The following is a 26,782-nucleotide window of genomic DNA, read 5'->3' on the forward strand; positions in this document are numbered from 1 at the left end:
CGGGTCACCGCCCCAGGCCGAACGGGTTGCCGGCGGCGTGCGGGCTGAGCTTGACGGTGGGCGGGGCGGCCTGGTCGTACCACTCGGCCTGGCGGATCGCCTTCATGGCCTCCTTGCGGCCGGCCGCGTCGAGCCGGTCGACGAAGAGGACGCCGTCGAGGTGGTCGGTCTCGTGCTGCACGCAGCGGGCCATCAGGCCGGTGCCGACGATCTGCAGCGGGTCGCCGTAGCCGTTGAAGCCCTTGGCGATCACGTTCTGCCGGCGCTTGGTGTCGAAGTAGAGCCCGGGGATGGACAGGCAGCCCTCCGGGCCGTCCTGTTCCTCCTCGTCGGGAAACTCCAGCACCGGGTTGACCAGGTGACCGAGGACGTCGTCGACGTCGAAGGTGAACACCCGCAGGCCCACCCCGAGCTGCGGCGCGGCCAGGCCGGCGCCGCTCTGCTCGCGCATCGTGTCGGTCAGGTCGGCGATCAGCTTGCGCAGCTCGGCGTCGAAGTCGACGACCGGGTCGGCCGGCGTGCGCAGCACCGGATCGCCGAACAGACGGATGGGCTGGACGGTCACTCGGCGTGGCTCCTTGTCTGGGTCGAACGATGCGCGTCCAGTCTACGGAGTCGGCCCGGCCGCCCCGGGTGGCGTACCGGGAACGGTGACCGGGGCCGCCTCCCGCCCCACACGCACCGGCAGCGTGGCGTGACCACGCAGGGTGAGCCGGACCCGCCGCTCGGGCCGGCCCGCCACCGCCAGCCCGGGCAGCCGGCGCAGCAGCAGCGGGAACGCCACCTGCGCCTCCAGCCGGGCCAGCGCCGCGCCGAGGCAGTAGTGCGGCCCGGCGCCGAAGGACAGCGGCGCGATCTGCGCCCGCCACGGGTCGAAGCGGGCCGGATCCGGATAGCGGCGGGGATCGCGGTTGGCCGCGCCGAGCAGCACGATGACCCAGCTCTCCGGCGGTAGGTCGACGTCGCCGTACCGGGACGGCGCGGTGCTCATCCGCGAGGTGAGCTGCACCGGCGAGTCGTAGCGCAGCAGCTCGTCGACGTAGGCGGGCGCCAGGTCGGGCCGCTCGCGCAGCGCCGCCGCGGCGTCCGGGTGGTCCAGCAGCGCCACCAGGCCGTTGCCGAGCAGGTTGGTGGTGGTCTCGAAACCGGCCACCAGCAGCACTATCAGGTTGGCCAGCAACTCGTCGCCGGAGAGCCGGTCACCGCCGTCGTGGGCCTGGACCAGCGCGGTGGTGAGGTCGTCGGCCGGGGCCCGGCGGCGGGCCGCCACCAGCTCGGTGAAGTAGCTCCGCAGCTCGGCCGCGCCCCGGTCGGCCACCGCCAGCTCGTCGGCGGTGATCTCCGGTTCGAGCACGCCGGTCAGGTCGGTGGCCCAGCGCCGGAACAGCGGCCGGTCCGCCGCCGGCACGCCGAGCAGCGCGCAGATCACCCCGACCGGCAGGGGGTACGCGAACGCGGCCATGAAGTCGACCGGCCCGTCGGCGGCGAGCATCGCGTCGACCAGCTCGTCGGCCTGTGCCCGCACCACGTCGCGCATGGCGGCGATCCGGCGCGGGGTGAACGCGCCCGCGGCCAGCCGCCGCATCCGGCTGTGGTCGGGCGGGTTGGTGCGGAGCATCGACCGGGAGATCGACAGCACCGCCGGGCTCTCCCGCCAGCCGGGCATGAACTGGTCGCGCAGCGCGTCGTCCATCACACCGAACCGGGCGTCGCGCAGGATCGCGTCGGCCTCCGCGTAGCCGGTGACCACGTAGAAGACCGGCCCGGCCTGGACCACCGGGCCGTGCGCGCGCAGCCGCTCGTACGTCGGATAGGGGTCGAGACGACCCTCGGGGGACATCAGCAGCGCGAGCGCGTCGGTGGGATCCACGATTCCGCCTCCCCAGGCATCGGAGGCCTTCATCATGCTCCGGCCCGCCGGATCGGGTGAACCCGTGCCGGTGAGGTGGCGGTGTCCCCCGGCGGTCAGGCGCCGGCGCCCGGCTCCCCGGCGAGCACCGGGCCGCCGCCGAGCAGCGCGTGCTCCGGCAGCGGCAGCGTGATGCCGTGCGCGTCCTCCCAGTCGTGGATCAGGCCCGGGCGGGCCTGCGCGGTGAAGAAGTCGAGCGCGCTGATCCCGCCGACCACCGGCTCCTCCACCTCGGCGACCAGCCGGGCCGGGACCATCGGCAGCCCGGCGCGCACCGCCGCGCTGAGCCGGCGGTGCCCGTCCACGACGAAGAAGTACTCGCCGGTGTAGCCGATGCTCAGCGGCTCCGGCTCCTCGCCGCTTCCGGCCGCCTCGGCGGCGGCGTCGGCGTCCCAGAGGCCGCGCAGCGTCGACACGTCCTCGGTGGGGTACACCCGCGTCGGGTCGAGCAGCAGCAACGGCTGGCCGGCGCGCAGCACGTCCGCGCCCAGGCGGCCCTCGTAGACGTCGATGACGTGCTGGATGACCTGCTCCGGGTTGGCCCGGGTGGTGTCGCAGACCAGGTCGTAGTTGCGCAGCCGGGCCTTGTCGACGCCGTACCGGACGATGAACCGGCCGCGCTCGCTCTCGCTGCGCTCGCGCAGCTTGGCCCGCGCCTCCTCCAGCGAGGTGTAGCTCTCGGCCGGACCGGACGGGCGGGCCAGCACCCGCCGGGCCGCCTCGGTCGGCTCGGTGATCATGTGCACCTTGAGCGCGTCGGTGAAGAAGTGCCAGGCCAGGCGGGAGTCCATGACCAGGGACTCGCCGGAGGCGGCGATGTCGCGCTGGAGCTGGTCGACGTAGCCGTCGACGGCCTGGTCCAGCTCGGCGTGCAGGTTGAGCTGGAGGGCGGTCATCTGCCGCTCCTGGGCCATCTGGCGGTAGAGGTCACCGACGCTGACCCGGCGCAGCCCGAGCCGCTTGGCGATCTCGACCGAGACGGTGCTCTTGCCACTGCCGAGGTCACCGTTGAAGACGATCGACTGACGAACGGTCACGACTGGTCCACCCCTGCTCACCGGCTGACTGACGACATCGAGTGTCGGCCCGACGTGCTCTGGCACCCGCCGCGCCGCGTCCCGCGCGGGGAAACCGCGCGGCTGGGCATGACGGGCGATGCTATCACCGCCCGCTACTCGATTGCCGGACCAGGTGTGCGGCAAACCCCAGCTCACGACCGTGCGCGAGGGCGCGCGTGCGCACCGTCACGCGGTCGCGTCCGATCAGAACAGGGTGAGCGGATCGACCTGGAGGCGTACCGGGTCGGCCGCCTTGCGGGCGCTGCGCTGCCCGGCGGCGGCGTGCAGCGCCTCGGCCATCGCGGCGGCCCGGGACCGGGGCACGCGTACCAGCATCCGTTCCCGGCCCTCCTCGGCCGGCACCGGGCCGAGCACCTCGGCGTCGCCCGGCAGCCGGGCGCCGGCGAGCAGGTCGGCCACCGCCTCGGCCACGCCGGTGACGCTCGCCATCCGTACCGCCGGAGGGAAGCCCAGCTCCCGCCGCTCGGCCAGTTCCCGGGCGGCGAACCAGGCGGAGTCCCAGCGCAGCAACGCCTGCACCGGGGCCAGCGCGCCGTCGGCGACCACCACCACCCGGCCGCCGGCCGTACCGGGCCGGGCCAGGGCGGCGGCGGCCATCCAGCGGCGCAGCGCCTCCTCGCCGGCCCGCAGGTCGGCCCGGGTCAGCAGCGCCCACGAGTCGAGCAGCAGCACCGCGCCGTAGCCGCCCTCGGCGACCGGCTCGGCGCCCGGCGTGGCGATCACCAGCCCGGCCCCGCCCGGCACGCCCGCCAGCACCTCCTCCCGCCCCGACGTCCGCACCGGCACACCGGGGAACGCCCGGCCCAGCTCCTCGGCGGTCCGCCGGGCGCCGGTCACCGAGGCGCGCAGCCGCCGCCCGCCGCACTCCGGGCAGGCGTACGCGGCGGCCACCCGGCCGCACCAGCGGCAGGCGGGCGTGCCCTGTGCCGACGGCAGCGCGAGCGGGCCGGCGCAGTGCGGGCAGCGGGCCGGGGCGCGGCAGTCGGCGCAGGCCACCGACGGCACGTACCCCCGGCGCGGCACCTGCACCAGCACCGGCAGGTCCGCGCGCAGCGCGTCCCGGGCGGTGGTCCAGGCCAGGCTCGGCAGCCGCGCCGAGGCGGCGCCGGGATCGCGGGCCAGTTGCGGGTCGTCGCCGGTGGGCGCCATGGCCGGGGTACGCGCGCGCACCACCGCCCGGTCGGCCACCACCTCGCGCGCCCAGCCGGTCTCCACCAGCAGTTGCGCCTCGGCGGTACGCGCGTAGCCGCCGACCAGGGCGGCCACGTCGCCGAGCTGCGCCCGGGTGAGCAGCACGTCCCGGGCGTGCGGGTAGGGCGCGCGCGGTTCGGCGTGCAGGTCGTCGCCGTCGTCCCAGATCGCCACCAGGCCGAGCCGCCGCACCGGGGCGAACATCGCGGCCCGGGTGCCGACGACCACGTCCACCTCGCCCGTCCGGGCGGTGAGGAAGGCCCGGTAGCGGCGGGCCGGGCCGTCGGCGGCGGTGAGCCGGACGTGCCGTCCCGCGCCGAGCACGGCGGTCAGGGCGGCGTCGAGGCGGTCCAGGTCACGGGCGTCGGCCACCACGACCACGGCGCCCCGGCCGCCGGCCACCGTGGCGGCGACCGCGTCGGCGTACCGGTCGGCCCAGTCCTCCCCCGGCAGCGCCGACCAGACCGCGCGGGCCGGCTTGCCGTCGGTGAGCGCGCGCAGCAGCGCCGGCCCGGCCGGGTAGTCCCGCCAGCCGCGCGGGTCCACCTCCGCCCGACCGCCCACCCGGGCGTCGGCGTCGGCGTCGGCGTCGGCGTCGGCGTCGGCGTCGGCGTCGGCGGACGGTGGCGCGTCCGCCGCCGTGACGGCCTTCTCGGCGCGGGCGTGCCGGGGCGGCACGGCCAGCCGGAGCACGTCGGCGAGGCTGCCGGCGTACCTGTCGGCCACCGCGCGGGCCAGCCGGGCCACCTCCGGGGAGAGCACCGGCACCGGGGACACGACCTTCTCCAGGTACGCCAGCTTCGGGTGCTCGGACGCCTCGGCGCGCTCCAGCAGCCAGCCGTCGACGAGCTGGCCGGCGAACCGCACCTTCACGCGTACACCCGGCCGGGCGTCGGCGTCGAGCGCCTCCGGCACCAGGTAGTCGAAGGGGCGGTCGAGGTGGGGCAGCGGCACGTCCACGCAGACGCGCGCGACCGGCGACCCCTGTGCGGGTCGCCGGTCGCGGCGCGTGGTGGCGGTCAGGCTCCCGCGGCCGACTTGAGGTCGGCGGCCCGGTCGGTGCCCTCCCAGGTCAGCTCCGGCAGCTCCCGGCCGAAGTGGCCGTACGCGGCGGTCTGCTGGTAGATCGGGCGCAGCAGGTGCAGGTCCCGGATGATGGCGGCCGGACGCAGGTCGAACACCTCGGCCACGGCCTTCTCGATCGAGGCGACCGGCACGGTCTCGGTGCCGAACGTCTCGATGAACAGGCTCACCGGGTGCGCCTTGCCGATCGCGTACGCGACCTGCGCCTCGCACCGCTCGGCCAGCCCGGCGGCGACCACGTTCTTGGCCACCCAGCGCATCGCGTACGCGGCCGACCGGTCGACCTTCGACGGGTCCTTGCCGGAGAACGCGCCGCCGCCGTGCCGGGCGTACCCGCCGTACGTGTCCACGATGATCTTCCGGCCGGTCAGGCCGGCGTCACCCATCGGGCCGCCGATCTCGAACCGCCCGGTCGGGTTCACCAGCAGCCGGTAGCCATCGGTCTCCAGACCGAGGCCCTCCAGCTCCGGGGCGATGACGTGGTCCCGGATGTCCGGGGTGAGCAGCGACTCCAGCGAGATGTCCGCCGCGTGCTGGCTGGACACCACGACGGTGTCGAGCCGGACCGGGCGCAGCCCGTCGTACTCGATGGTGACCTGGGTCTTGCCGTCCGGCCGCAGGTACGGGATCGTGCCGTCCTTGCGGACCGCGGCGAGCCGGCGGGCCAGCCGGTGCGCCAGCGCGATCGGCAGCGGCATCAGCTCGGGCGTCTCGGAGCAGGCGAAGCCGAACATCATGCCCTGGTCACCGGCGCCCTGCGCGTCCAGCGCGCTCTCCGACCCACCGGTACGCAGCTCGAAGGCGTTGTCGACGCCCTGGGCGATGTCCGGCGACTGGGCGCCGATGGACACGCTGACGCCGCAGGACGCGCCGTCGAAGCCCTTCTTCGACGAGTCGTAGCCGATCCCGAGGATGGTCTCGCGGACGATCGTCGGGATGTCGGCGTACGCCTTGGTGGTCACCTCGCCGGCCACGTGCACCTGGCCGGTGGTGATCAACGTCTCCACCGCGACCCGGCTGTGCGGGTCCTGGGCGAGCAGCGCGTCGAGAATGCCGTCACTGATCTGGTCGGCGATCTTGTCCGGGTGGCCCTCCGTGACCGATTCGGACGTGAAGAGACGTGTCACGGCACTCCTAAGCATGTGAAGACTTTTAAAGGTCGCTCGGCGGCAGTTTAGTCATCATCGTTCCGCCGCGACCCGACGAACGCGGGTCGACCAACCGTCAGGAACGCGACGGCAACCGCTGACAGACGAGGTCCCAGACGGCGTCGGCCAGGGCCTCCTTGGGTTGCTCCGGCAACCGGTGCACGGCGCCGTCGGCGCCGATCACGGTGGCCGCGTTGGTGTCGGCGCCGAAGACCTTGTCCACGCCGACCTCGTTGACCACGATCATGTCGGCCCCCTTGCGGGCCAGCTTGGCCCGGCCGTTGGCCTCCGCGTCGTCGGTCTCCGCCGCGAAGATCACCAGCACCTGCCCGGGCCGGCGACGCCGCCCCAGCTCCACGGCGATGTCCGGGTTGGTGACCAGCTCGATGGCGGGCGCGACCCCGTCGTCGGACTTCTTGATCTTCCCGGTGGCGTAGCTGGCCGGCCGGAAGTCGGCGGGCGCGGCGGCCATCACCACGGCGTCCGCGCCGGTGGCCGCCGCGAGCGTCGCGTCGCGCAGCTCCTCGGTGGTGCCCACCCGGACCAGGTCCGCCCCGGCCGGGTCGGGCAGCGCCACGTTGGCCGCGACGAGCGTGACCCGGGCGCCCCGGGCCACGGCGGCGCGGGCGAACGCGTACCCCTGCTTGCCGGACGACCGGTTGCCCAGGAACCGGACCGGGTCCAGCGGCTCGCGGGTGCCCCCGGCGGTGACCACCACGTGCCGGCCGGCCAGGTCGGCCTCGGCCTCGGCGCCGCGGGCCAGCGCCCGGCGGGCCACCGCGAAGATCTCCGCCGGGTCGGGCAGCCGGCCCTTGCCGGTGTCCCGCCCGGTGAGCCGGCCCACTGCGGGCTCGATCACGCGGACGCCCCGCGAACGCAGCGTGGCCACGTTCGCGACAGTGGCCGGGTGCTCCCACATCTCGGTGTGCATGGCCGGGGCCAGCAGCACCGGGCAGCGCGCGGTCAGCAGCGTGTTGGTGAGCAGGTCGTCGGCGAGGCCGTGGGCGGCCTTGGCGAGCAGGTCGGCGGTGGCCGGTGCGACCACGACCAGGTCGGCGTGCTGCCCGAGCCGCACGTGCGGCACCTCGTGCACGTCGGACCAGACGTCGTCGGCGACCGGCCGGCCGGACAGGGCCGCCCAGGTCGGCGCCCCGACGAAGCGGAGCGCCGAGGCGGTCGGCACCACCCGGACCCGGTGACCCGACTCGGTGAAGAGCCGGAGCAGCTCACACGCCTTGTAGGCGGCGATGCCGCCGCCGACCCCGAGGACGATCTCGGCGGGCATCGGCGCGGGCGCGGTTACGGCTGGTCGGTCGGCTCGGCGGTGAGCAGGCCCGCGTTGATCTCGCGCATGGCGATGGAGAGCGGCTTCTCCTGCGGGGTGGTCTCCACCAGCGGGCCGACGTACTCCAGGAGGCCCTCACCGAGCTGGCTGTAGTAGGCGTTGACCTGACGGGCGCGCTTGGCGGCGAAGATGACCAGCGCGTACTTCGAGGTGGTCTTCTCGAGCAGCTCGTCGATCGGCGGGTTGGTGATGCCCTCGGGGTTGGTGGCGATGGATCCCACGAATTAAACCTCTGCGTCTCGTGCGCCGCCCGCGGGCGGTCGGGCCGGAGCCAGGAAGGACGAACCGAGCAATCCTACCAGCTCGGCCGCGGCGCGCTCGGTGTGGTCGTGTGCCACGGCGTGGGCGAAGACGGCCGCCACGTCCGGGTCGGCCCGGTACGCCGGCGGCGCGAGCAGCACCAGCCGGGCGCCGGGCGCCGCCGCCCGTACCGCCAGCGCGCCGGCCAGGTCCAGCGGCAGCAGCACCGGCCGCCCCTCGGCGAGCCGCGCCCGCACCTCGGCCCGGGGCACCCCCCGGCGGTACGGCCCGATCCGGCACCACTCCAGCAGCTCCCCGGCGGCGATCAGCCGGTCGAAGCCCGGCGCGTCGAGGAAGACGCGGTCCACGCCGTCGCGCTCGTCCGGACGGGGTGGGCGGGTGGTGGCGACCACCGGCACCCAGACAGACGCAAGGCGCGCCCGGACCGCCTCGACGACACTGCTCCGGCCGGCCCCGGAGGGACCGGACAGGACAGTGAGCCGAGCCGCCGAGCGCGCCTCGTCATCCGTGCTCACCGCTTGTTTCTACACGGCGGGCCGTTCAGTTGGCGGCGAACTCTCCGAGCAGAGCCTTGCGCTGCTGCTCGCCGAGGCCGCGCAGGCGACGGCTGTCCGCGATCTTGAGCTTCTCCATGATCTGGGTGGCCCGGATCTTGCCGATGCCCGGCATCGCCTGGAGCACGGCCGAAACCTTCAGCTTGCCCACGACGTCGTCGGACTCGGCCCGCTCGAGGACGGTGGCGAGGGTGGTCTTGCCCTGCTTGAGCTGCTCCTTCAGCTCAGCGCGGGCCTTGCGGATCTCCGCGGCCTTCTCCAGCGCGGCAGCGCGCTGCTCGGGGGTCAGTGACGGGAGCGGCACCAGTTCTCCTCAGGTCCCTAGTACGGCGGGCTGAGCGCCCCACCGCATCTGTGAAACGTGGTGTCGCTGGCAACCAAAGGGGTCCGTGGTTCCCAGCGCGGGGAAAACTAGCGGTCAACGGAGATTTCGGCAACGTGGGCGCGCGATGATCAACCCAAAGTGACCGAGCCGTCAGTCAGTCCGCCGTGCCCAGGGCGGCCCGGCAGTCGGCCAGCACCCGCTCGGTGGCGGCCCGCAGGTCGGCCGGGTCGGGGCCCGCGCCGAGCACCTCCCGGGAGTACGAGGGAAGCACCGACGGCAGCGCGGCGCCGAACACGGTGCGCAACCCGGCGGGCGTTCCGCCCTGCGCGCCCAGCCCCGGCGCGAGCAGCGGACCGTTGACCGAGTCCAGATCGTGACCCGTCTCACCGACCGTCGCGCCGACCACCAGACCGAAGCTGCCGAGCGGCTCCGCACCCCGGTTGAGCTGGGAAATCTCGTCGATCACGGTCTGCGCGACGGTGCGCCCGTCGGCACCCACGGCGCGCTGCACGGAGGCACCCTCCGGGTTGGAGGTGAGCGCCAGGACGAAGACCCCGCCACCGTGCTCGGCGGCGGTGGAGAACATCGGGGCGAGCGAACCTACTCCCAGGTAGGGGCTCGCGGTGACCGCATCGACATACAGAGGGCTGGATGGATCGAGGTACGCCGAGGCGTACGCGGCGACCGTCGAGCCGATGTCACCACGCTTGACGTCAAGCAGAGTGAGCGCTCCCAAATCTCGCAACTGTCGGATAGTTGACTCAAGCACACCCACACCCCGGGCGCCGAAGCGCTCGAAGAACGCCGACTGCGGCTTGACCACGGCGACCCGGTCGCCGATCGCCTCCACCACAGTGGCGCAGAACCGCTCCAGGCCCGCCACGTCGTCGGACAGGCCCCAGGCGGTCAGCAACCCGGGGTGCGGGTCGATCCCCACGCAGAGCGGCCCTCGTTCCGCCACGGCCCGGTGCAGACGGGCGCCGAACGTCTCCATCGCGTCTCTCCCTCTCCCGGCGGCTCCGGGCCGCCTGGCGTGTCCGGCGACGGGCCTCCCGTCGCGCCCTGTGGAACTCGGCCGGGGTCAGCCGGCCTTGACCGCCGCGGCCACCCCGGCCGCGATCCGCGCCACGTCCGCGGCGTCGCAGACGTACGGCGGCATCGTGTAGACGAGATCCCGGAACGGGCGCAGCCACACCCCCTCGGCCACCGCGGCGGCGGTCGCCCGGGGCAGGTCCACCTCGTGGTCGAGCTGCACCACCCCGATCGCGCCGAGCACGCGTACGTCGGCCACACCGGGCGCGTCCCGCAACGGCGCCAGGCCGGCCCGCAGGCCCTCGGCGATGCCCGCCACCCGTCCCGCCCAGTCCCCGGCCCGCAGCAGGTCCAGGGAGGCGTTGGCGACGGCGCAGGCGAGCGGGTTGCCCATGAACGTCGGCCCGTGCGCCAGCACCCCGCCGGCGGAGATCGCGCGCGCCACCTCGGGCGTGCACAGCGCCGCGGCGAGCGTCAGGTACCCGCCGGTGAGCGCCTTGCCGACGCAGAGCACGTCCGGGGTGACGGCGGCGTGCTCGGCGGCGAACATGCGCCCGGTCCGGCCGAAGCCGGTGGCGATCTCGTCGAACACCAGCAGGATGCCGTGCCTGCGGGTCACCTCGCGCAGCACGCGCAGGTAGTGCGGGTGGTGGAACCGCATCCCGCCGGCGCCCTGGACCACCGGCTCCACGATCACCGCGGCCAGCTCGCCGGCGTGCCGCTCGACCGCCTCCACCAGCGCCGCCTCGTACCCCGGGTCCGGCGCCGCGTCGAACCCGGGCGGCGGCACCGGCGCGAACACCTGCCGGGGCAGCACGTCGCCCCAGAGGTGGTGCATGCCGCCCTCCGGGTCGCACACGCTCATCGGGTGGAACGTGTCGCCGTGGTAGCCGCCCCGCCAGGTGCCCAGCCGGCGGCGCTGCGGGCGTCCCAGCGCCCGCTGGTACTGCAGGCACATCTTCACCGCCACCTCGACGCTCACCGAGCCGGAGTCGGCCAGGAAGACGTGTTCCAGGCCGTCCGGGGTCAGCTCGACGAGCGTGCGTGCCAGGCGTACGGCGGGCTCGTGGGTGAGCCCGCCGAACATCACGTGGCTCATCCGCCCGAGCTGGTCGGTCACCGCGGCATCGAGCACCGGGTGCCGGTAGCCGTGGATCGCCGCCCACCACGACGACATGCCGTCGACCAGCTCCCGCCCGTCGGCGAGCCGCAGCCGCACCCCCTCCGCGCTGTCGACGACGTACGGCGCACTGGCGGAAGGCATGGCGGTGTACGGATGCCACACGTGCCGCCGGTCGGCCTCCAGGATCTCCTCAGGCGTCACGTCTCCTCCTTCGCCCCCGCTCCCCTCCCCCTCTCTCCCCCGCGATCTTGCAGTTGCCGCCCCGGCCGCGCCCGGAATGAGGCGGTGTGCCGGGGCCGGAAGTGCAAGATCGCGCAGGTGCGAGAGGGTGGGTGGGTCAGGGTCGGGTGGTCCGGGTTATGGCTCTCGTCAGGGCGGGGCCTCGGTAGATGAAGCCGGTGTAGAGCTGGAGCAGGGCGGCGCCGGCGTCGAACATGCGGGTGGCGTCGTCCGGGTGCAGGATGCCGCCCACGCCGATCACCGGCAGCAGGCCGCCGGTCTCCCGGTGCACGAAGGCGACCATCTCCCGGGCCCGGGCGGTGAGCGGCCGGCCGGACAGCCCACCGGCCTCGGCGGCGCGCCCCCGGTCGGCCGGGGCGAGCCCGTCACGGGCGAGCGTGGTGTTGGTGGCGATGATCCCGGCCGCACCCCGGTCGAGGCACACCTCCAGCAGCTCGGCCACGGCCGGCTCGGTCAGGTCCGGGGCGATCTTCACCAGCACCGGCTTCTCCCCCACCAGCGCGGCGAGCAACGCGTCCAGATGGGACCGGTCCTGAAGCGACCGCAGTCCGGGAGTGTTCGGTGAGGACACGTTCACCGCGAAGTAGTCGCCGTGCTCCTTGAGCGCCCGGTAGGAGGCGAGGTAGTCCTCGACCGCCTCGTCCAGCGGGGTCACCTTGGACTTGCCGAGCGAGATGCCCAGGGGCACGCCGAGCGGGCGCGGCAACGCGGCCAGCCGGTCCGCGAGCGCCGCCGCGCCCGCGTTGTTGAAGCCCATCCGGTTGATCACCGCTTCGCTGTCGCGCAGCCGGAACAGCCGGGGCCGGGGGTTGCCCGGCTGGGCGTGCGCGGTCACGGTGCCGACCTCGACGAAGCCGAAGCCGAGCGCCGGCCAGGCCGGCAACGCGAGTCCGTTCTTGTCCATGCCGGCCGCCAGCCCGAGCGGGTTGGGGAAGCGCACCCCGAACACGGTGCGCGGCGCCGACCGGAAGTACGCCGCGCGCAGCGCGGCGAGCACGGCCGGCTGCCGCGACACCGCGGCCAGCCGCTCCAGCGTCCACTCGTGCGCCCCCTCCGCGTCCCCACCCGCGAGCGAGAACAGCCGGGGCCGCACCACCTTCTCGAAGATCATGCCCCGGCCCCCCGCCCGGCCCGCCCGATCTCCCCGTTGATCATGAGGTTGGCGGCGATGTGGATCTCCATATCCGCCGCCAACCTCATGATCGACGCAGTGGGGCGGGGGGTCACTCGCCCGCCCGGAGGGCGGCGTGGAGGTCCTGCAGCGGGCGGACCTTCAGGTCACCGTTGATGCGGGCCTCGATGCCCATGACGGCGGCGGCCGCGCCGGGCACCGTGGTGACGCACGGGATGTCGGCGCTCACCGCCGCACTGCGGATCTCGTACCCGTCGGAACGGGCGCTCGCCCCGGAGCCCTGCGGCGTGTTCACCACCAGCGCCACGTCCCCGCCGAGGATCAGCGAGACCGCGTCCGCGCCCTCACCCGACTCGTAGTGCTTGCGGATCTGCTCGCAGGCGATGCCGTGCCGGCGCAGCACCTCGGCCGTGCCGGTGGTGGCCACGATCTCGAAGCCCAAATCGGCCAGGCGCTTGATCGGGAAGATCATGCCGCGCTTGTCCCGGTTGGCGACCGAGACGAAGATCTTCCCGGCGGTCGGCAGCGACCCGTACGCGGCGGCCTGCGACTTGGCGAACGCCTGACCGAAGCCGGTGTCGATGCCCATCACCTCGCCGGTGGACTTCATCTCCGGGCCGAGCAGCACGTCGATGCCCTTGCCGGACGGCGTGCGGAACCGCTTGAACGGCAGCACCGCCTCCTTGACCGCGATCGGCGCGTCGGCCGGCATGGTGCCGCCGTCGCCGGTGGGCGGCAGCATCCCCTCGGCGCGCAGCTGCGCGATGGTGGCGCCGAGCGCGATCCGGGCCGCCGCCTTGGCCAGCGGCACCGCCGTGGCCTTCGAGACGAACGGTACGGTCCGGGAGGCGCGCGGGTTGGCCTCCAGCACGTAGAGCATGTCGCCCTGCAACGCGTACTGGACGTTGAGCAGGCCGCGCACCCCGACGCCGCGGGCGATCTGCTCGGTGTAGTGCCGCACCTGGGCCAGGTGCGAGCCGGCCAGCGTGATCGGCGGCAGCGCGCAGGACGAGTCGCCGGAGTGGATGCCGGCCTCCTCGATGTGCTCCATCACGCCGCCCAGGTAGACGTCGCCGTCGGCGTCCACGAGCGCGTCCACGTCGATCTCGATGGCGTCGTCCAGGAACCGGTCCACCAGCACCGGGCGGTCCGGCGAGATGGCGGTGGCCCGGCCGATGTAGTCGCGCAGCGTGGCGTCGTCGTACACGATCTCCATGCCGCGCCCGCCGAGGACGTACGAGGGGCGGACCAGCACCGGGTACCCGATCTCGTCGGCGATCGTCTTCGCCTCGTCGTACGAGGTGGCCATGCCGTGCGCGGGCGCGCGCAGCCCGGCCCGGGCCAGCACCGCGCCGAACGCGCCGCGCTCCTCGGCCAGGTGGATCGACTCCGGGGAGGTGCCGACGATCGGCACGCCGGCGTTCTTGAGCCGCTGGGCCAGGCCGAGCGGGGTCTGCCCGCCGAGCTGCACGACCACCCCGATGACGCCGGGGCCGCCCGCCTCCTTGCCCGAGGTGTCCTCGGCGTGCCAGACCTCCAGCACGTCCTCGAACGTCAGCGGCTCGAAGTAGAGCCGGTCCGCGGTGTCGTAGTCGGTGGAGACGGTCTCCGGATTGCAGTTGACCATCACGGTCTCGTAGTCCACGTCCCGGAGAGCTTGTACGGCGTGCACGCACGAGTAGTCGAACTCGATGCCCTGCCCGATCCGGTTAGGCCCGGAGCCCAGGATGAGCACCTTCGGCCGGGCCGAGGGCGCCACCTCGGTCTCCGAGTCGTACGTCGAGTAGTGGTACGGCGTGGTCGCCTCGAACTCGGCCGCGCAGGTGTCCACCGTCTTGTAGACCGGCCGGACGCCGAGCCGGTGCCGCAGCGTGCGGACGCCGTCCTCGGCGGCCAGCTCGGGACGCAGCGCGGCGAGCTGCCGGTCGGACAGGCCGGCCCGCTTGGCCCGGCGCAGCAGACCGGCGTCGAGCACCGGCGCGTCCACGATCTCGGCGCGCAGCTCGACCAGCGAGGCGATCTGGTCCAGGAACCACGGGTCCATACCGCCGGACGCCTCGGACACCTCGGCGATCGACGCGCCGAGGCGCAGCGCCCGCTCGACGGTGTAGAGCCGGCCGTCGTGCGGCGTGCGCAGCGCCGCCAGCGTGTTCTCCCTGGTCGCGCCGTCGGGGTCCGGCACGGTCCAGAAGCCGGACGCCTTGGTCTCCATCGAGCGCATCGCCTTGTTCAGCGCCTCGGTGAAGTTGCGGCCCAGGCTCATCGCCTCGCCCACCGACTTCATCGTGGTGGTCAGCTCCGGGTCCGCGCCGGGGAACTTCTCGAACGCGAACCGGGGGATCTTCACCACCACGTAGTCGAGCGTCGGCTCGAACGCCGCAGGCGTCTTCAGCGTGATGTCGTTGGGGATCTCGTCGAGCGTGTAGCCGATGGCGAGCTTCGCGGCGATCTTCGCGATCGGGAAGCCGGTGGCCTTCGACGCCAGCGCCGAGGAACGCGACACGCGCGGGTTCATCTCGATCACGACGATCCGGCCGTCGGCCGGGTTCACCGCGAACTGGATGTTGCAGCCGCCGGTGTCCACACCGACCTCGCGCAGCACCGCGATGCCGAGGTCACGCAGCCGCTGGTACTCCCGGTCGGTGAGCGTCATCGACGGGGCGACGGTGACGCTGTCGCCGGTGTGCACGCCCATCGGGTCGACGTTCTCGATCGAGCAGACCACCACCACGTTGTCGTGGCGGTCGCGCATCAGTTCGAGCTCGTACTCCTTCCAGCCGAGCACGCTCTCCTCGATGAGCACCTCGTGCACCGGGCTGGCCGCCAGGCCCGCGCCGGCGATGCGCTCCAGGTCCTCGTCGGTGTGCGCCATGCCGGAACCGAGGCCGCCCATGGTGAACGACGGCCGGATGACCACCGGCAGGCCCAGCTCGGCGACCGTCTCGCGGACCTCGTCCATCGAGTGGCAGACCCGCGACCGCGGCACCAGCGCGGACGGATCCGCCAGGCCCAGCCGTACGCCGGCCTTCGCGACGATCTCCTTGAACAGCTGCCGGTCCTCGCCCCGGTTGATCGCCTCGATGTTGGCGCCGATCAGCTCGACGCCGTACTTCTCCAGCACGCCCGCCTCGTGCAGGGCGACGGCGGTGTTCAGCGCGGTCTGCCCGCCGAGCGTCGGCAGCAGCGCGTCGGGGCGCTCCTTGGCGATGACCAGCTCGACGAACTCCGGGGTGATCGGCTCGACGTACGTGGCGTCGGCGAACTCCGGATCCGTCATGATCGTCGCCGGGTTGGAGTTGACCAGGCTGACCCGGATCCCCTCGCTGCGCAGCACCCGGCAGGCCTGGGTGCCGGAGTAGTCGAACTCGCAGGCCTGTCCGATCACGATCGGCCCGGAGCCGATCACCAGGACGTGCTTGAGGTCGGTCCGCTTAGGCATTCTTGCCGCCTTCACTCTGCTGCCGGTCGAAGCCACGGCCTTCGATCAACTCGGCGAAACGGTCGAAGAGGTAGTCCGCGTCGTGCGGACCGGCCGCCGCCTCCGGGTGGTACTGGACGGTGAAGGCGGGCACGTCCACGGCCCGCAGCCCCTCGACCACGTTGTCATTGAGGCAGACGTGAGAAACCTGGACACCGCCGAACTCGGTCTGGATCACCTGATCCGGCACCACGGCGCCGTCCCCGGCACCCGGCACCTGCACCGCGAAGCCGTGGTTGTGGCTCGTCACCTCGACCTTGCCGGTGGCCCGGTCGAGCACCGGCTGGTTGATGCCGCGGTGGCCGTACCCCAGCTTGTAGGTGCCGAAGCCCAGCGCCCGGCCGAGGATCTGGCTGCCGAAGCAGATGCCGAACAGCGGGATCCGCCGGGTCAGCACCTCCCGGGCCAGTGCCACCGGGCCGTCGGCGGTCGCCGGGTCGCCCGGGCCGGGCGAGAAGAAGACCGCGTCCGCGCCGGTGGCGAGCAGGTCCTCGATCGTCGACCCGGCGGGCAGCACGTGGGTGGTGACGCCGCGGGCGGCGAGCCGCCGCGGCACGTTGCGCTTGATGCCCAGGTCCACCGCGGCCACCGTGAACCGGTGCTCGCCCTGCGCCTGCACGACGTACGGCTTGGCGGTGGTCACCTCGTCGGACAGGTTCGCGCCGACCATCTGCGGCGAGCGGCGCACCCGCTCCAGCAGGGCCGCCGGGTCGTCCTCGACGCTGGAGATGCCGACCCGCATCGCGCCGCGCTCGCGCAGGTGCCGGGTCAGCGCCCGGGTGTCCACCCCGCTGATGCCGACGACGCCCTCGGCGGCGAGCCGGTCCTCCAGGCCGCCACCGGCCCGCCAGTTGGAGCTGATCCGGGCCGGGTCGCGCACCACGTACCCGGCCACCCAGATCCGGTCGGACTCGTCGTCCTCGCCGTTGACGCCGGTGTTGCCGATGTGCGGCGCGGTCTGCACCACCACCTGCCGGTGGTACGAGGGGTCGGTGAGCGTCTCCTGGTAGCCGGTCATGCCGGTGTTGAAGACCGCCTCGCCGAAGGTCTCCCCGACGCTGCCGTACGCCTCGCCGTGGAACGTGCGCCCGTCCTCCAGGACGAGAATCGCAGGACGTCTCTTCACTTAACTGCCTTTCCGTCCAGGACCGTCGGCTCGCCGCGCAGGAAGGTCGCCACGATGCGACCCGGCAGCGTCATGCGGGCGTACGGGGTGTTGCGACTACGGCTGGCCAGCTCCGCCGGTTCGATGACGCGGCGGGCGGCCGGGTCGACCAGGGTCAGGTTGGCCGGTACGCCGGGTGCCGGGTCGAGGCCGTGCCCGGCGAGCCCGGCGATCCGGGCCGGCGTGCGGGACATCCGCTCGGCGATCAGGTCCCAGCGGGGGCCGAACACGTCGAGCGCGATCGACAGCGCCGTCTCCAGGCCGAGCATGCCCGGCCGGGCGTACGCCCACTCGCACTCCTTGTCCTCCACGGCGTGCGGCGCGTGGTCGGTGGCGATGATGTCGATCACGCCCTCGGCCAGCGCCTCCCGCAGCGCGGCGATGTCGGCGGCGGTACGCAGCGGCGGGTTGACCTTGAAGACCGGGTCGTAACTCTCCGCCTTGGCGTCGGTCAGCAGCAGGTGGTGCGGCGTCACCTCGGCGGTGACGCGTACCCCGCGCGCCTTGGCCTGGCGCAGCACCTCGACGCTGCCGGCGGTGGAGACGTGGCAGACGTGCAGGCGGCTGCCGACGTGCTCGGCCAGCAGCACGTCCCGGGCGATGATCGCCTCCTCGGCGACGGCCGGCCAGCCGGTCAGGCCGAGGCGGGTGGACACCTCGCCCTCGTGCATCTGCGCGCCCTCGGTCAGCCGGGGCTCCTCGGCGTGCTGGGCGATCACGCCGTCGAACGCCTTGACGTACTCCAGCGCCCGGCGCATCAGCCGCGGGTCGGACACGCAGTGCCCGTCGTCGGAGAAGATCCGCACCCCGGCGGCCGAGTCGGCCATCGCGCCCAGCTCGGCCAGGCGCTCGCCGGCCAGCCCGACCGTGACCGCCCCGATCGGCTGCACGTCGACCAGGCCGGCCTCCCGGCCGAGGCGCCAGACCTGCTCCACCACGCCCGCGGTGTCCGCGACCGGGGAGGTGTTCGCCATCGCGCACACCGCCGTGTAGCCGCCGAGTGCCGCCGCCCGGGAACCGGACTCGACCGTCTCGGCGTCCTCCCGGCCGGGCTCGCGCAGGTGGGTGTGCAGGTCGACCAGGCCGGGCAGCGCGACCAGACCGGTCGCGTCGACGACTGTGGCGTCGTCCGCGGCGAGCCCGCGGCCCGTCCCGGCCACCACGCCGTCGCGGATGAGCAGGTCGGTCGGCTCGCCGCCGACGATGCTGACGCCTGTGATGAGGTACGCGGTCACCGGTTGTTCCCTCCGAGCAGCAGGTAGAGCACGGCCATCCGCACGGAGACCCCGTTGGCGACCTGTTCGACGATGGTGGAGCGGGGCGAGTCGGCCACCTCGGGCGTGATCTCCATGCCCCGGTTCATCGGGCCGGGGTGCATGACGATCGCGTGCTCGGGCAGCCGGCGCATGCGCGGGCCGTCGAGCCCGTAGCGGCGGGCGTACTCGCGGGCCGACGGGAAGTAGGAGTCACCCATCCGCTCACGTTGCACCCGCAGCATCATCACCACGTCCACATCCGGGAGAACGGCGTCGAGGTCGTAACAGACGTCGGTGCCGGGCGCCAGGGCAGCGGCGATGTCGACCGGGATGAGCGTGGGCGGGCCGACCAGGGTGACCTTCGCGCCGAGCGTGGACAGCAGCAGCACGTTGGAGCGGGCCACCCGGGAGTGCAGCACGTCGCCGACGATCGCCACGTGCAGGCCGTCGAGCCGGCCCAGCCGGGACCGCATCGTGTACGCGTCGAGCAGCGCCTGGGTGGGGTGCTCGTGGGTGCCGTCACCGGCGTTGACCACCGACCCGTCCACCCACTCGGCGAGCCGGTGCGGGGCGCCGGAGGCGGGGTGCCGGACGACGACCGCGTCCGCGCCCATCGCCTGGAGCGTGAGCGCGGTGTCCTTCAGGCTCTCCCCCTTGGCCACGCTGGAGCCCTTGGCGGAAAAGTTGATCACATCGGCGCTGAGCCGCTTGGCCGCCGCCTCGAACGAGATCCGGGTGCGGGTGGAGTCCTCGTAGAAGAGGTTGACCACTGTGCGCCCGCGCAGCGCGGGCAGCTTCTTGACCTCGCGACCGGCCACCGTCGCCATCTCCGCGGCGGTGTCCAGGACCAGGGTGGCGGTGCCGGCGTCCAGGTCAGCGCCGGAGAGCAGGTGCCGGATCATGCGTGTCGCCGCCTTTCGTTCGCGACTGCGGGGCTCCGCTTCGCTGCGCTCCTCGCGCTCACAGGGATCCTCCGTACAGCCGTACCTCGTCGGCGCCGTCGGTCTCGGCGAGGGTGACCTTGACGTTCTCGGCCAGCGCGGTGGGGATGTTCTTGCCGACGTAGTCGGCGCGGATCGGCAGCTGCCGGTGGCCGCGGTCGACCAGGACCGCGAGCTGCACGGACGCCGGCCGGCCGACGTCGCTGAGCGCGTCCAGCGCGGCCCGCACGGTGCGGCCGGAGAACAGCACGTCGTCGACGAGGATCACCCGCTTGCCGTCGATCCCGCCGGTGGGCAGGTCGGTCGGGCCGACCGCGCGGGTGGCGTGCCGGCGCAGGTCGTCGCGGTAGAGCGTGATGTCGAGCACGCCGACCGGGACTGCGACGTCCTCGAAGGTGCTGATCCGGTCCGCGAGGCGGTGGGCCAGCGGCACACCCCGGGTGGGGATGCCGAGCAGCACGGTGTCGGCGGCGCCCTGGGTCTTCTCCAGGATCTGGTGGGCGATGCGGTCGACCACCCGCGACACGTCCGCTGCGGCGAGGATCACCTTCACCGAGGGTTGTCGCGGCGGCGACGAATGGGCAGCCGGTGGGTAGGCCACGGCGGACCTCCTTCCCCGCCTCACGGGACGGGTCGTTAAAGGACGTCTGGTCGGCTCCGGCAGGCCCGCGCGGGGCCCGGACCGGGGCTTCACGCCACGTTACCAGCGGTCACCGGGCCGCCCGCCGCCGGTCCTGACCTGCTGGTCAGCCCGGAGAAATGGGGACAAGCCACACGTGGGTGCCGGACCCGGTGGACGGCAACACTTGACCACATGTCGCAATCCCCGTACCGTCACGCTCCGTAGCGATAGCTCGGGGAACCCGAACAGCACTGGGAGTGTCCGAATGCCCTCTGAATACGCCAAGTCGCTGGGCGCCCGCCTGCGCTCCATCCGCCAGCAGCAGGGCCTGTCCCTGCAGGGGGTGGAGGAGAAGTCGAACGGGCGGTGGAAGGCCGTGGTGGTCGGCTCGTACGAGCGCGGCGACCGCGCCGTCACCGTGTCCCGCCTGGCGGAGCTGGCCGACTTCTACCGCGTTCCCGTCTCGGAGCTGCTGCCCGACGGCAGCGGGGTGCGTCACGAGCCCACCAGCAAGATCGTCCTGGACCTGGAGCGGCTCTACGACGAGGCCTCCGAGGACCTCGCGTACGTGGCCCGCTACGCGCGCGCCATCCAGCAGCAGCGCGGCGACTACAACGGCCGGGTGCTCTCGATCCGCGCCGACGACCTGCGCGCCCTCGCGATCGTCTACGACGCCTCGCCGTCGGGCCTGATCGAGCGGCTGACCGAGCACGGCGTGCTGGTCGCCGACCCGCGGGCGTTCTTCGCGTCCTGACACCCCGTACGACCGAAAGGGCCCGTGCCTACCGGCACGGGCCCTTCGTCGTCGTGGCGCGTCAGCGCGAGGCGTACTCGGCGATCCGGCCGAGGATGCCGTTGAGGAAGCGGGGCGAGTCGTCGGTCGACATCTGCCGGGCCAGCTCCACGGCCTCGCTGATCGCCACCGCGTCGTCGATCTCGTCGACGTAGAGCAGCTCGTACACGGCGATCCGGGCCAGGTTGCGGTCGACCACCGGCATGCGCTCCAGCGTCCACCCCTCGGCGTAGCTGGCGATCGTCTCGTCGATCCGGTCGAGGTGCGCCGCCACGCCCTCGACCAGCCCGACCGCGTAGCCGAGGTGGTCGGGGCGGGGCTGCTCGATCCGTTCCAGGTAACCGGCGAGCACCTCGACCGGCGGGCGGTCCCGCAGATCGGCCTCGAAGAGCACGTCCAGCGCCCGCTTGCGCGCCTTGCGGCGCGCCGGCATCTGCTGCTTGGGGCCCTCGGCCATCAGGCTCGGCCGAGGTAACGGCCGTCGCGGGTGTCGACCTTGATCTTCTCACCGGTGGTGATGAACAGCGGCACCTGCACGGTCGCGCCCGTCTCGACGGTGGCCGGCTTGTTGCCGCCGGTCGACCGGTCGCCCTGCAGGCCCGGCTCGGTGTAGGTGACCTCGAGCACGACCGAGGTCGGCAGCTCGATGTACAGCGGCACGCTCTCGTGGGTGGCGACGGTCGCCTCGGCCTCGGGGAGGAGGTAGTTGGCGGCCTCGCCGACGGTGGCGCCGGGGACGGTGATCTGGTCGAACGTCTCCAGATCCATGAAGACGTAGTCCTCGCCGTCGGCGTAGAGGTATTGCATGGTGCGCTTGTCCACGGTCGCGGTCTCGACCTTGGTGCCCGCGTTGAAGGTCTTGTCGACCACCTTGCCGGACAGCACGTTCTTCAGCGTGGTGCGCACGAAGGCACCACCCTTACCGGGCTTGACGTGCTGGAACTCGACGACGGCCCACAGCTCGCCGTCCAGGTTGAGTACCAGGCCGTTCTTCAGGTCGTTGGTGGTGGCCATTTCCTGCCTTGATCATCAATTGGCGGACAGACCGTCCAAGTCTACTCGCCCTGTCGAATCGGACTCGCGCCACGGAACGGACCGGGCAGGAGCGCCGCCGGGCGGGACCGGCTCAGGCGCCTGCGACGAGCCGGGCGGCCAGGTGGTGCAGCGCCAGCCGGTAGCCGTCCACGCCCAGGCCGCAGATCACCCCGGTGGCCACCGCGGAGACCACCGAGTGGTGCCGGAACTCCTCCCGGGCGTGGATGTTGGAGATGTGCACCTCGACCAGCGGGCCGCGCAGCATGGCGCAGGCGTCCCGCACCGCGATCGAGTAGTGCGACCAGGCGGCCGGGTTGAGCACCACCGCCGCCGCCTCGTCGGCCGCCTCGTGCAACCAGGCGAGCATCTCGTGCTCGGCGTCGGTCTGCCGGACCACCACGTCCAGGCCCAGCTCCCGGCCGTGCCGCTCGCAGTCGGCCACGAGCTGGGCGTAGCTGGTCACCCCGTACACGTCGACCTGGCGGGTGCCGAGCCGGCCCAGGTTCGGCCCGTTCAGCACGTACACCCTCACGAGCTGATCTCCGCGTACGCGGCGGCGAGCAGGTCGTCCGGCGGCGCCTCCAGGATCGCCGGGCGGGCCAGGCCGTCGAGCACCACGAACCGCAGCCGGCTGCCCCGGGCCTTCTTGTCCACCCGCATCGCGGCCAGCAGCTCCGGCCAGGCGTCGGCCCGGTAGCCGGTGGGCAGGTCGAGCGCGGCCAGCACCCGGCGGTGCCGCTCCGCGTCGGCCGCGTCGAGCCGGCCGGCGAGCCGGGCCAGCGTGGCGGCGTAGACCAGGCCGACCGCCACGGCGTGACCGTGCCGCCAGCGGTAGCCCTCCACCTTCTCGATCGCGTGCGCCAGCGTGTGCCCGTAGTTCAGCACCTCGCGTACCCCGGACTCGCGCAGGTCCCCGGCGACCACGTCGGCCTTCACGCGGACCGCGCGCTCGACCAGTTCCCGCAGCACCGGCCCGGCCGGGTCCAGCGCGGCGGCCGGATCCCGCTCCACCAGGTCGAGGATGACCGGGTCGGCGATGAACCCGCACTTGACCACCTCGGCCATCCCGGCGGCCAGGTCGGCCGGGGGCAGGCTGTCCAGCGTCGCCAGGTCGGCCAGCACGCCGGCCGGCGGGTGGAACGCGCCGACCAGGTTCTTGCCGGCGGCCGTGTTGATGCCGGTCTTGCCGCCCACGGCGGCGTCGACCATGCCGAGCAGCGACGTCGCGACCGGCACCCAGCGCACGCCGCGCAGCCAGGTGGCCGCGACGAACCCGGCCAGGTCGGTGACCGCGCCGCCGCCCACCCCGACCACCGCGTCGGTACGGGTGAACCCGGCGTCGCCGAGGCGGTCCCAGCAGGCCGCCGCCACGTCGACGTGCTTGCCCGCCTCCGCGTCCGGCACCTCGATCAGCAGTGGCGTCACGCCGCCCTCGCGGACGCCGTCGGCGAGCTTGTCGGCGAGCGCCTTGAGCGGCGGCGCGTGCAGGAAGGCCACCCGCTCGGCACCGGGCAGCAGCCGGGGCGGCGGGTCCAGCAGGTCACGTCCCACGAGCACGTCGTACGGCCGCTCGCCGCCGACCGGGATCCGGGTCACCTCGTCCATCGCGGGCAGCCTAGTCCAGCGCGCCGCCCCCGCGCGGCCGTTGTCCACTGGCTGGGTGTTTGCCCGGCCGCAGGGCGGGTAGGGCGGCCGGAATGAGTGAGACGACGGCACACACGACCCGCCCGGAGTCCGCGACGAGCATCCGGCTGCCCGCCACGATCCTCGGCGTCGGGCTCGGCGGCTTCGTCGACGGCATCGTCCTGCACCAGGTCCTCCAGTGGCACCACCTGCTCAGCAGCACCGGCAGCGACCGGATCGGCGTCCGGGAGTACCCGGTGGACACGGTGCCCGGATTGCAGATGAACACGCTGTGGGACGGCCTGTTCCACGTGGTCACCTGGGTGGCGGTGCTGACCGGCCTGGCCCTGCTCTACTCCCGTGTCACCCACTCCCGGGGCCGGCTGTGGCGCTCGCCGATGCTGTGGGGCTGGGCGCTCATCGGCTGGGGCCTGTTCAACCTGGTCGAGGGCGTCATCGACCACCAATTGCTCGGCATCCACCACGTGCGCAGCGGCCCGAACCAGCTCTGGTGGGACCTCGGGTTCCTCGCCCTCGGCGTGGTGCTGATCGCTGTGGGCTGGGCGATCCAGCGCCGCGCCCGCGCCGTCGACCTCTGCGCGCCGGAGCGCCGGTGACAGTGGCCCACGCCGGGCACGCCGCCGGGGGCTTCCCGGCCACCGCGCTGATCCCGGTGGCGTTGTTCTGGGCGTACCTGGCCGCCGCGCTGCGGCTGCGCGACCCCGGCGGGCCGGGCTGGCCACACGCCCGCACCGCGAGCTTCGGGCTGGGCGCGCTGCTGCTGACCGCCGGGCTGCTGTGGCCGGCCGGGGACTTCGTCGGGCACATGTGGCAGCACCTGCTGATCGGCATGCTCGCGCCGCTGGCGCTGGTGCTCGGCGCCCCGGTCACACTGCTGCTGCGCACGCTGGACCGGCGTACCGGCCGGAGGCTGGTCCACCTGCTGCGGCATCCGGTCGCGCGGGTGCTCGGCCACCCGGTGACCGGGCTGCTGCTCACCGCGGGCGGGCTCTGGCTGCTCTACCTCACCCCGCTGTACCGGGCCACCCTGGACAGCCCGGCCCTGCACACGCTGGTGAACCTGCACTTCCTGCTCAGCGGCTGCCTGTTCGCCTGGTCGATCGCCGGTCCGGATCCGGGACCGCACCGCCCCCGCGTACCGGTCCGGCTGGTGGTGATCGGGTTCGGGGTGGCCGCGCACGCCACCATCGCCCAACTGCTCTACGCCGGGCTGTTCGTCGACGTGCCCGCCACCGCCGCCGAGCTGCGGGCCGGTGCCACGCTCATGTACTACCTCGGCGACCTGGCCGAGATCGCGCTGGCGCTGGCGCTGCTCGCCACCTGGCGACCGGAGCGGAGCCCTCGCCGCCGGGCGCGGAGCTCTCGCCGCCGGGCCGGACGCCGGACGGCCGGGACCGCTGCGGCCAACGCCTGACCGTCCACCCTCGCGCCGGCACGCCTTCTCACTCGCCCATGGCGTTCCACCCGCCGACGGCACCCACGCCGACTGGAACACCACGGGTGCCACAACCCTCGGGAGGCACATATGGCGTTCCACCCACCGGCGTCATGGACGCCGGCTGGAACGCCATGGGTGCCATAACGCTCGGGAGAAACCCACGGTGTTCCACCGCGGCAACCTGACCCAGCGGGGTGGGTCAGGGCTTGAGCAGTGCGGCGATCTCCGCGGCCAGCTCCTGCGGCGTACGCCCGTCGGTGACCACAGTCGCGGTCGCCACCTCGGCGTAGAGCGGGCGGCGCTGGTCCATCAGGTGCTTGAGCGTGGCGCGCGGGTTCAGCGCGAGCAGCGGCCGGCCGGCGCCGAGACCGACCCGCTTGAGCGCGTCGGGCAGCTCCACCGACAGGTGCACCACCGTGTGGCCGATCAGCGCGGCCCGGTTCTCCTCGGCCAGGACCGCGCCGCCGCCGAGCGCGAGCACACCCGCGTGCGACGCGAGCGCCGCCGCCACGGCGGCCCGTTCGAGGGTACGGAAGTGCTCCTCCCCCTCGTCCACGAAGATCTCCGGGATCGGCTTGCCGGCGAGGTTCTCGATGTCGGCGTCGGTGTCCCGGAAGCCGACGCCGAGCGCCTCGGCGAGCGCCGTGCCGACTGTGGTCTTGCCGGAGCCGGGCGCACCGACCAGCACGCAGACCGGCCGGGTGCTCATCGTTGCCACCTCTCGTTCGCGACTGCGGGACTCCGCTGCGCTGCGTTCCTCGCGCTCACCGGACCACCAGGCTGTCGAGGTAACCGGCCAGGTTGCGGCGCATCTCGACGACTGAGTCGCCACCGAACTTCTCCACCGCCGCCTCGGCCAGCACCAGCGCGACCATCGCCTCGGCCACCACCGCTGCCGCCGGCACCGCGCACACGTCCGAGCGCTGGTTGATGGCGGTGGCCGGCTCGCCGGTGGTCACGTCGATCGTCGCGAGCGCCCGGTTCAGCGACGAGATCGGCTTCATGGCCGCCTTCACCCGCAGCGGCTCACCCGTGGTGATGCCGCCCTCCAGGCCACCGGCCCGGTCGGTGATCCGCCGCACCCCGGTCGCGGTGGGCACGATCTCGTCGTGCGCCTCGGAGCCGCGGGAACGCGCCTGCTGCCAGCCGTCGCCGATCTCCACACCCTTGATCGCCTGGATGGACATGAGCGCGGTGGCGAGGCGGGCGTCGAGCTTGCGGTCCCACTGCACGTGGCTGCCCAGGCCCGGCGGTACCCCGTACGCGAGCACCTCGACCACGCCACCGAGCGTGTCGGCGGCCTTCTTCGCGGCGTCGACCTCGGCGACCATCCGGGCGCTGGCCTCGGCGTCGAGGCAGCGCAGCGGGTCGGCGTCGATGCGCGCGGCATTCTCCGGGGTGGGGCGCAGACCCGGCTTGACCGCCACCGGACCCAGCTCGACCACGTGGGAGACGATCTCGACGCCGAGCGCCTGACGCACGAGCGCCTTGGCGACGGTGCCCACCGCGACCCGGGCGGCGGTCTCCCGGGCGCTGGCGCGTTCCAGGATCGGCCGGGCGTCGGTGTGCCCGTACTTCTGCATGCCGGCCAGGTCGGCGTGACCCGGGCGGGGACGGGTCAGCGGCGCGTTGCGGGCCTGGCTCGCCAGCTCCTCCGGGTCGACCGGGTCGGCGGCCATCACGGTGCGCCACTTGGGCCACTCGGAGTTGCCGACCCGGATCGCCACCGGGCTGCCCAGCGTCACGCCGTGCCGGAGCCCGCCGATGATCTCGACCTCGTCCTGCTCGAACGACATCCGGGCGCCCCGGCCGTAGCCGAGCCGGCGCCGGGCCAGTTCGCCGGAGATCTCCCCGGTGGTCACCTCGATGCCGGCGGGTACGCCCTCCAGCATCGCGACGAGGGCGGGTCCGTGCGATTCACCTGCAGTCAGCCAGCGCAACACGACGGTCAGTCTGTCACGCCCGGTGGTCACCGGCGTACGCCGCCC

The 26,782-nt window shown here is 73.4% G+C and carries 26 protein-coding genes; 3 read left to right on the forward strand and 23 right to left on the reverse strand.

What is annotated here, in order from left to right; all coding sequences use genetic code 11:
* Window positions 1–4: 4 nt before the first annotated feature.
* The 17 genes from def to pyrR all read right to left on the reverse strand — a co-directional run bounded on the left by def (window position 5) and on the right by pyrR (window position 19,863).
* Window positions 5–565 carry a peptide deformylase gene (gene def / locus ACN27C_RS28425; protein WP_030271057.1) on the reverse strand — a complete coding sequence of 187 codons (561 nt, stop codon included), beginning with the start codon at window positions 563–565 and terminating at the stop codon, window positions 5–7.
* A gap of 42 nt (window positions 566–607) precedes the next feature.
* Window positions 608–1,903, reverse strand: a complete 1,296-nt coding sequence (locus tag ACN27C_RS28430; RefSeq protein ID WP_422749290.1) for a cytochrome P450 — start codon at window positions 1,901–1,903, stop codon at window positions 608–610.
* 62 nt (window positions 1,904–1,965) lie between these two features.
* The gene (locus tag ACN27C_RS28435; RefSeq protein WP_120570499.1) at window positions 1,966–2,946 is read right to left on the reverse strand and encodes an AAA family ATPase; all 981 of its coding nucleotides are present in this window, start codon (window positions 2,944–2,946) and stop codon (window positions 1,966–1,968) included.
* Between the two features lie 225 nt (window positions 2,947–3,171).
* A complete protein-coding gene (locus tag ACN27C_RS28440) occupies window positions 3,172–5,139 on the reverse strand; it encodes a primosomal protein N' (RefSeq protein WP_422749292.1) in 1,968 nt (655 codons plus the stop codon).
* Window positions 5,140–5,198: 59 nt separating this feature from the next.
* Entirely contained in the window at window positions 5,199–6,389 is a 1,191-nt protein-coding gene (metK, locus tag ACN27C_RS28445) for a methionine adenosyltransferase (RefSeq protein ID WP_422749294.1), read from the reverse strand.
* A 97-nt stretch (window positions 6,390–6,486) separates the two neighbouring features.
* A complete protein-coding gene (coaBC, locus tag ACN27C_RS28450; RefSeq protein ID WP_422749296.1) occupies window positions 6,487–7,695 on the reverse strand; it encodes a bifunctional phosphopantothenoylcysteine decarboxylase/phosphopantothenate--cysteine ligase CoaBC in 1,209 nt (402 codons plus the stop codon).
* A 14-nt stretch (window positions 7,696–7,709) separates the two neighbouring features.
* The gene (gene rpoZ / locus ACN27C_RS28455; protein WP_013285517.1) at window positions 7,710–7,976 is read right to left on the reverse strand and encodes a DNA-directed RNA polymerase subunit omega; all 267 of its coding nucleotides are present in this window, start codon (window positions 7,974–7,976) and stop codon (window positions 7,710–7,712) included.
* A 3-nt stretch (window positions 7,977–7,979) separates the two neighbouring features.
* Window positions 7,980–8,531: a guanylate kinase gene (locus ACN27C_RS28460; protein WP_120570503.1), complete on the reverse strand. Its 552-nt coding sequence runs from the start codon at window positions 8,529–8,531 to the stop codon at window positions 7,980–7,982.
* Between the two features lie 25 nt (window positions 8,532–8,556).
* Window positions 8,557–8,874, reverse strand: coding sequence for an integration host factor, actinobacterial type (mihF, locus tag ACN27C_RS28465; RefSeq protein ID WP_013285515.1), 318 nt, complete (start codon window positions 8,872–8,874; stop codon window positions 8,557–8,559).
* A gap of 175 nt (window positions 8,875–9,049) precedes the next feature.
* Window positions 9,050–9,889: an orotidine-5'-phosphate decarboxylase gene (gene pyrF / locus ACN27C_RS28470; RefSeq protein ID WP_252448505.1), complete on the reverse strand. Its 840-nt coding sequence runs from the start codon at window positions 9,887–9,889 to the stop codon at window positions 9,050–9,052.
* An 87-nt stretch (window positions 9,890–9,976) separates the two neighbouring features.
* Window positions 9,977–11,251, reverse strand: a complete 1,275-nt coding sequence (locus ACN27C_RS28475; protein ID WP_422749299.1) for an adenosylmethionine--8-amino-7-oxononanoate transaminase — start codon at window positions 11,249–11,251, stop codon at window positions 9,977–9,979.
* A gap of 136 nt (window positions 11,252–11,387) precedes the next feature.
* The gene (locus tag ACN27C_RS28480) at window positions 11,388–12,401 is read right to left on the reverse strand and encodes a quinone-dependent dihydroorotate dehydrogenase (protein ID WP_422749301.1); all 1,014 of its coding nucleotides are present in this window, start codon (window positions 12,399–12,401) and stop codon (window positions 11,388–11,390) included.
* Window positions 12,402–12,513: 112 nt separating this feature from the next.
* Window positions 12,514–15,861, reverse strand: a complete 3,348-nt coding sequence (carB, locus tag ACN27C_RS28485; protein WP_422749303.1) for a carbamoyl-phosphate synthase large subunit — start codon at window positions 15,859–15,861, stop codon at window positions 12,514–12,516.
* Window positions 15,854–17,026, reverse strand: coding sequence for a glutamine-hydrolyzing carbamoyl-phosphate synthase small subunit (carA, locus tag ACN27C_RS28490; protein WP_355116862.1), 1,173 nt, complete (start codon window positions 17,024–17,026; stop codon window positions 15,854–15,856). The genes carB and carA overlap by 8 nt, the downstream gene beginning before the upstream one ends.
* The gene (locus tag ACN27C_RS28495; protein WP_334462583.1) at window positions 17,023–18,300 is read right to left on the reverse strand and encodes a dihydroorotase; all 1,278 of its coding nucleotides are present in this window, start codon (window positions 18,298–18,300) and stop codon (window positions 17,023–17,025) included. The genes carA and ACN27C_RS28495 overlap by 4 nt, the downstream gene beginning before the upstream one ends.
* Window positions 18,297–19,223, reverse strand: a complete 927-nt coding sequence (locus tag ACN27C_RS28500) for an aspartate carbamoyltransferase catalytic subunit (protein ID WP_120570510.1) — start codon at window positions 19,221–19,223, stop codon at window positions 18,297–18,299. The genes ACN27C_RS28495 and ACN27C_RS28500 overlap by 4 nt, the downstream gene beginning before the upstream one ends.
* A 58-nt stretch (window positions 19,224–19,281) precedes the next feature.
* Window positions 19,282–19,863, reverse strand: coding sequence for a bifunctional pyr operon transcriptional regulator/uracil phosphoribosyltransferase PyrR (gene pyrR, locus ACN27C_RS28505; RefSeq protein WP_422749306.1), 582 nt, complete (start codon window positions 19,861–19,863; stop codon window positions 19,282–19,284).
* 286 nt (window positions 19,864–20,149) lie between these two features.
* On the opposite strand from pyrR, the gene ACN27C_RS28510 reads away from it, so the two are divergent.
* Complete coding sequence (locus tag ACN27C_RS28510) at window positions 20,150–20,638, forward strand: transcriptional regulator (RefSeq protein WP_013285505.1); 489 nt, start codon at window positions 20,150–20,152, stop codon at window positions 20,636–20,638.
* 61 nt (window positions 20,639–20,699) lie between these two features.
* Here the strand turns inward: ACN27C_RS28510 and nusB are convergent, their stop codons facing one another.
* The 4 genes from nusB to aroB all read right to left on the reverse strand — a co-directional run bounded on the left by nusB (window position 20,700) and on the right by aroB (window position 23,317).
* Window positions 20,700–21,110, reverse strand: a complete 411-nt coding sequence (gene nusB / locus ACN27C_RS28515; protein WP_199733039.1) for a transcription antitermination factor NusB — start codon at window positions 21,108–21,110, stop codon at window positions 20,700–20,702.
* Window positions 21,111–21,133: 23 nt separating this feature from the next.
* Window positions 21,134–21,691, reverse strand: a complete 558-nt coding sequence (gene efp, locus ACN27C_RS28520; RefSeq protein ID WP_073827682.1) for an elongation factor P — start codon at window positions 21,689–21,691, stop codon at window positions 21,134–21,136.
* A 112-nt stretch (window positions 21,692–21,803) separates the two neighbouring features.
* The gene (aroQ, locus tag ACN27C_RS28525; RefSeq protein ID WP_121683044.1) at window positions 21,804–22,244 is read right to left on the reverse strand and encodes a type II 3-dehydroquinate dehydratase; all 441 of its coding nucleotides are present in this window, start codon (window positions 22,242–22,244) and stop codon (window positions 21,804–21,806) included.
* Window positions 22,241–23,317 (reverse strand): 3-dehydroquinate synthase, encoded by a 1,077-nt coding sequence (gene aroB, locus ACN27C_RS28530; protein WP_120570514.1) that lies wholly within the window; start codon window positions 23,315–23,317, stop codon window positions 22,241–22,243. Before aroB ends, aroQ begins: the two co-directional genes overlap by 4 nt.
* 92 nt (window positions 23,318–23,409) lie before the next feature.
* Between aroB and ACN27C_RS28535 the strand changes: the two genes are divergently transcribed.
* Together ACN27C_RS28535 and ACN27C_RS28540 are read left to right on the forward strand one after the other, a co-directional pair.
* Complete coding sequence (locus ACN27C_RS28535) at window positions 23,410–23,952, forward strand: DUF2243 domain-containing protein (protein ID WP_422749309.1); 543 nt, start codon at window positions 23,410–23,412, stop codon at window positions 23,950–23,952.
* On the forward strand, window positions 23,949–24,770 hold the full coding sequence (locus ACN27C_RS28540; RefSeq protein ID WP_422749311.1) for a cytochrome c oxidase assembly protein: 822 nt from the start codon (window positions 23,949–23,951) through the stop codon (window positions 24,768–24,770). The genes ACN27C_RS28535 and ACN27C_RS28540 overlap by 4 nt, the downstream gene beginning before the upstream one ends.
* Before the next feature lie 223 nt (window positions 24,771–24,993).
* Here the strand turns inward: ACN27C_RS28540 and ACN27C_RS28545 are convergent, their stop codons facing one another.
* Together ACN27C_RS28545 and aroC are read right to left on the reverse strand one after the other, a co-directional pair.
* Complete coding sequence (locus ACN27C_RS28545) at window positions 24,994–25,503, reverse strand: shikimate kinase (protein WP_091424298.1); 510 nt, start codon at window positions 25,501–25,503, stop codon at window positions 24,994–24,996.
* Window positions 25,504–25,558: 55 nt separating this feature from the next.
* Entirely contained in the window at window positions 25,559–26,737 is a 1,179-nt protein-coding gene (aroC, locus tag ACN27C_RS28550) for a chorismate synthase (protein WP_422749314.1), read from the reverse strand.
* Window positions 26,738–26,782: the final 45 nt, after the last annotated feature.

This window comes from Micromonospora sp. WMMD1219 (genome assembly GCF_049315215.1).
Taxonomy (GTDB): domain Bacteria; phylum Actinomycetota; class Actinomycetes; order Mycobacteriales; family Micromonosporaceae; genus Micromonospora; species Micromonospora tulbaghiae.